Source organism: Sandarakinorhabdus sp., from assembly GCF_041689835.1.
Lineage (GTDB): Bacteria > Pseudomonadota > Alphaproteobacteria > Sphingomonadales > Sphingomonadaceae > Sandarakinorhabdus.
In genome coordinates this window covers 1-4,644 of record NZ_JBDNFM010000055.1, presented here as the reverse complement: position 1 = coordinate 4,644, position 4,644 = coordinate 1, and the positions used below count along the sequence as shown (strand labels likewise).

Annotated in this window: 4 protein-coding genes; all 4 read right to left on the bottom strand. The window is 67.0% G+C overall.

The annotated features are described in order from the left end of the window. Positions 1–681 (bottom strand): AMP-binding protein (locus tag ACESL8_RS02825; RefSeq protein WP_372915739.1); only part of this gene is annotated, 681 nt, incomplete at its 3' end. Between the two features lie 40 nt (positions 682–721). Further along, a complete protein-coding gene (ggt, locus tag ACESL8_RS02820; RefSeq protein ID WP_372915737.1) occupies positions 722–2,479 on the bottom strand; it encodes a gamma-glutamyltransferase in 1,758 nt (585 codons plus the stop codon). Between the two features lie 41 nt (positions 2,480–2,520). Next, complete coding sequence (locus tag ACESL8_RS02815) at positions 2,521–3,555, bottom strand: quinone-dependent dihydroorotate dehydrogenase (RefSeq protein ID WP_372915734.1); 1,035 nt, start codon at positions 3,553–3,555, stop codon at positions 2,521–2,523. Positions 3,556–3,588: 33 nt separating this feature from the next. Continuing rightward, positions 3,589–4,593, bottom strand: a complete 1,005-nt coding sequence (locus ACESL8_RS02810) for a ligase-associated DNA damage response exonuclease (RefSeq protein WP_372915731.1) — start codon at positions 4,591–4,593, stop codon at positions 3,589–3,591. Positions 4,594–4,644: the final 51 nt, after the last annotated feature.

The following is a 4,644-nucleotide window of genomic DNA, read 5'->3' as shown; positions in this document are numbered from 1 at the left end:
GGCGCCGGCGATGTTGCGCATGATGGCGCCGTGGTGCTGCCGCACGCCGCGCGGCACGCCGCCGGTGCCGCTGGGGTAGATCAGGCAGGCCAGATCCTCGCGCTTCATGGTGGCGCGGGCCCGCAGTGCGGTGCGGTCTTCGTTCAACAGGGGGGTGCGATCGCCGATCAACTTGCTCCAGTCGTGGATGGCGAGGCCCTGCACCTCCCCCACTGGTTCCAGCGCGATGACGGTGCGACAATTTTCGGTGGCCATGGCGGCAGGCAACAACGCCTTGGCCAGTTTGGGCCCCGACACCAGAGCGGCCTTGGCGCCGCTGTTGGTCAGGATGTGGGTGTGATCGGTTTCGGTGTTGGTGGTGTAGGCCGGCACGGTGATGGCGCCGGCGGCCATGATGGCCAGATCGGCCAGGCACCATTCCGGGCGGTTTTCCGAAACCAGCACCACCCGGTCGCCGCGATTGATGCCGATGGCGGTGAGCGCCGCCGACAGGCTGGCGACGATATCGCGCGCCTCGCCCCAGCTGATCGTGTGCCACGCCCCGTCCACCTTGGCGGTGAGGAAGGGCGCGGCGGGCTGTTCATCGGCCCGGTCGAGGAACAGCATCACCAGATTGGGCGCGGCATCGATGCGCGCGGCGATGACGGCGGGCCGCAGCGGCGGCAGTTTCGGCAACATCATGCTCTCCCATGGAAACGTTTTTCGTCTCCTGTTCTTGTCGTCAATAGCCTGCGGGCCGGCCTTCGCCGCGTGCATCGGCACCGCCCCGCCAGCCGCCCGATTTGCCATTGCCCACGCGCTGCACGCCGTTCAACTTGAGCGGCAACGCAGTGGCAACCGGCTTGTGCCCCATGCCGATGAAGGCCGGGATCATGGCTTCGAGCATCGTGCCCTTTTCCACGGCAAACCGGTCACCGATGGCAACCAGCTGCGGCAGGGCGATGGCTTCGTCGACGGGCAGCCCCCAATCGAGCACGCCGATGATGGCCTTGGTTACTTGGGCGATGATGGTAACGCCGCCGGCCGCGCCAATGGCCAGGATTGCCCGGCCGGACGCATCATAAACGATGGTGGGCGACATGGCCGATCGCGGGCGTTTTCCCGGCTGCACATGATTGGCGGTGAGCGCGCCCTGATCTTCGGGCGCAAAATTGAAATCGGTCAGCTCGTTGTTGAGCACGAAGCCTTCGGCCACCAGCCCGGAGCCGAACGTCTTTTCAACTGTGCTGGTCCAGGTGGTGACGTTGCCCTCAGCGTCGGCCACGGCGAAATTGGTGGTGCCGGCCACTTCATTGTCGGCGGCATTGACCCGCGCGGTGGGCGCTCCGGCCGGCATGCCGGCTTCGGCGCGTGCCATGCGGCCGCCGGCGCCGATCAGGGCGGAGCGGGCGCCAAGATAGGCCGGATCGGCGAGGCCCTTGGTTGGCACCGCCACAAAATCTGGATCGCCAATCCATTTTTCGCGGTCAGCAATGGCAAGGCGCTGGCTTTCGCCGAACAGATGCCAGGCCACTGGATTGTCCTTGCCCAGCCCCGCCATGTCGAAGCGTTCAAGCTGTTTCAGCATGGCCAGCACACCGACGCCGCCTGACGACGGCGGGCCCATGCCGCACACCTTGTATTGGCGGTAGGTGCCGCACACCGGCTCGCGCGCCTGCGCCTTGTAGGCCGCCAGATCGGCCAGCGTCATCGCGGTCGGGTTGGCGTCGGCGGTGTTCACCGTCTTGACGATGCTCCGGGCAATCGCGCCCTTGTAAAAGGCATCCGGGCCATCTTTCGCGATCAGGCGCAGCGCGGCGGCAAGGCGGTCGTTGCGGAAGGTCGTGCCGGCGCGCAGCGGGGCGCCATCCTTGTCGTAATAAAGCGCGCGGCCTTCCGGCCCGGCTTGTTTCAGGCTGTCCTGCCCAAAGGCGATGAAGCGCGCCATGGTGGGGGAAATCGTGAAGCCTTCGGCCAGGCGAATGGCGGGTTCGAACAATGTGGCCCAAGGCAGCTTGCCCCAGCGCTGGTGCGCCTGCGCGGCGGCGGCAACATTGCCTGGTACACCCACGCTGCGCCCGCCGGTGGCGGCTTTCATGAACGGCAGCGGCTTGCCATCCGCGCCCAGAAATTGTTTGGCGCTGGCGGCGCCCGGCGCTTTTTCGCGGCCATCGACGGTGCCCAGCGGGCCATTGGCCGGCTGATAAACGATGAAGCCGCCGCCGCCGATGCCCGATGATTGCGGCTCCACCACCGTGAGCGCCAGCATGGTGGCAATGGCAGCATCAGCAGCGCTGCCGCCCTGTTTCAGGATTTGCAGGCCGGCTTCGGACGCGAGCGGGTTGGCGGCCGAAACCACGGCCTTGAACGGCCCGCCGCCAGCGCTGCTGGCGGCGGGCGGGCCAGCCAGTATTGGCCCGGAATCAGCATCCTTCGGGATGGGCTGGGCCACCGCCGCAGTGGCAGTGAGGACGGCGGCGAGGAGAAAGATGGGCTTCATGAGACCGGCACCTTAGGCTGATTTGCGCGCCTGAAAAGTGCCTAAACGTGAGGGGTGTCCACCGCTTCGCCAACGCTGGCGAAGCCATCGCGGCGCAGCAGTGCCGCCAGTTCAGCCTTGATGCGGCCCACCAGCCCTGGCCCGTGATAGACCAGTGCGGAATAAAGCTGCACGGCGCTGGCCCCGGCGCGGATGCGGTCATAGGCGTCTTGACCCGAAGCAATGCCGCCGACGGCAATGAGCGGTAGCGCGCCGCCGGTTTCAGCGCGAAAACGTTGCAGCGCCGCCAGCGCCAGTGGTTTGAGCGGCTTGCCCGACAGGCCGCCGGCCTCGCCGCCGTGGCGGCTGGCCAGCGCCGGACGCGAGATGGTGGTGTTGGACACGATCAGGCCATTGATGCCGCCATCGATGCAGGCACGGGCGATGGTTGCCCAATCATCCTCGCCCTGATCGGGCGCAACCTTGACGAAAACCGGGACGCCGATTGCCCCGCGCGCTGCCATCACCCGCGCAATCAGATCGGCCAGCGCCGCGCCATCCTGCAAGCTGCGCAGGCCGGGCGTGTTGGGGGACGAGATGTTGACCGTGACATACGACGCCAGCGGCGCCAACGCGCGCAAGCCCACGACATAATCGCCGGTGCGGTCTTCGCTGTCCTTGTTGGCGCCCAGGTTGATGCCGACGATGCCCGGCCGGCCTTGGCGTGCAGCAAGCCTTGTGTGGGCAAATTCGACGCCTTTTGAATTGAAGCCGAAACGGTTGATCACGGCTTCATCTTCAACCAGTCGGAACAGCCGCGGCTTGGGGTTGCCCGGCTGCGGCCGCGGGCAAACGCTGCCGCATTCGACGAAGCCAAAGCCCAGTTTTAGCATGGCATCGGGCACCTCGGCATCCTTGTCGAACCCGGCGGCGAGACCGATCGGGTTGGGAAGCGTGAGGCCCGCGAATGCGGTGCTCAGGATCGGATCGTCGGCAGGCGCGGCGGGCACGAGTCCCGTTTTGAGTGCGGCCATCGTCAGATTGTGCGCGGCCTCCGGATCAAGCGCGAACAGCAGGGGGCGAAGGGCGGCTAACATGTGTCACCGCCATGGCAGGGCGACGAAGCGGGTTCAATCCCCCTCATCGTCCCGGCCGACCATGTCCAGCGCCCGCGCCCGGCGTTGATTCAGGCCGCACCAGTGCACCAGCGCTTCTTCACGGCCGTGCGTCACCCACACTTCGGCGGGGTTTATTTGCGTGATGGTGGCGGTCAGCTCGTCCCAATCGGCGTGATCGGAAATCACCAGCGGCAGCTCCACCCCGCGCTGCACCGCCCGCTGGCGCACCCGCATCCAGCCCGATGCCATGGCGGTGATCGGATCGGGCAGGCGGCGGCTCCAGACATCGGCCAAGGCCGAAGGCGGAGCGACAATGATGTGGCCTTTGAGCACGTCGCCTTTGAGCAGGCCAACCGGGCGCAGATCGCCCAGTTCGATGCCGTGCGCCTGATACAGCGCGCACAGCGCCGTCATCGCGCCGTGCAGATAGATCGGTGCATCGTGCCCGGCGCGGCGCAGTTCGGCGATCAGCCGCTGGGCCTTGCCCAGCGCATACGCGCCCACCGCCACGCAGCGATCGGGATTGGCAGCCAGCGCGGCCAGCAATTTCGCCACTTCGCCGGCGGTATCGGGATGGCGGAACACCGGCAGTCCGAAGGTGGCTTCGGTGATGAAGATATCGCACGCCAACGGTTCGAAGGCGGCGCAGGTTGGATCGAACCGGCGTTTGTAGTCGCCCGACACGATGATGCGGGTGCCGGCCTTTTCCAGCACGATCTGCGCCGATCCCAGCACATGGCCCGCCGGCAGCAGCATGCACGTGAGGCCGTCGCCCAGCGCCAGTCGTTCGCCATAGGCCAATGCCTGCCCGCCCGGCTGCGGGCCGAAGCGCTGGTGCATGATCGCCAGTGTTTCGGCGGTGGCCAGCACCGTGCCATGGCCGGCGCGGGCGTGATCGGCATGGCCGTGGGTGATGATGGCGCGGGGTTGCGGGCGCGACGGATCAACCCAGTTGTCGATGCCGGGCAGATACAGGCCTTGCGGCAGCGGAGTGATCCAGTCGGGTGCGACTACCATGGGGGCTGGCCTTGCATTGCCGGCCCGGGGTGGAAAGCGACGTGTCAGCGC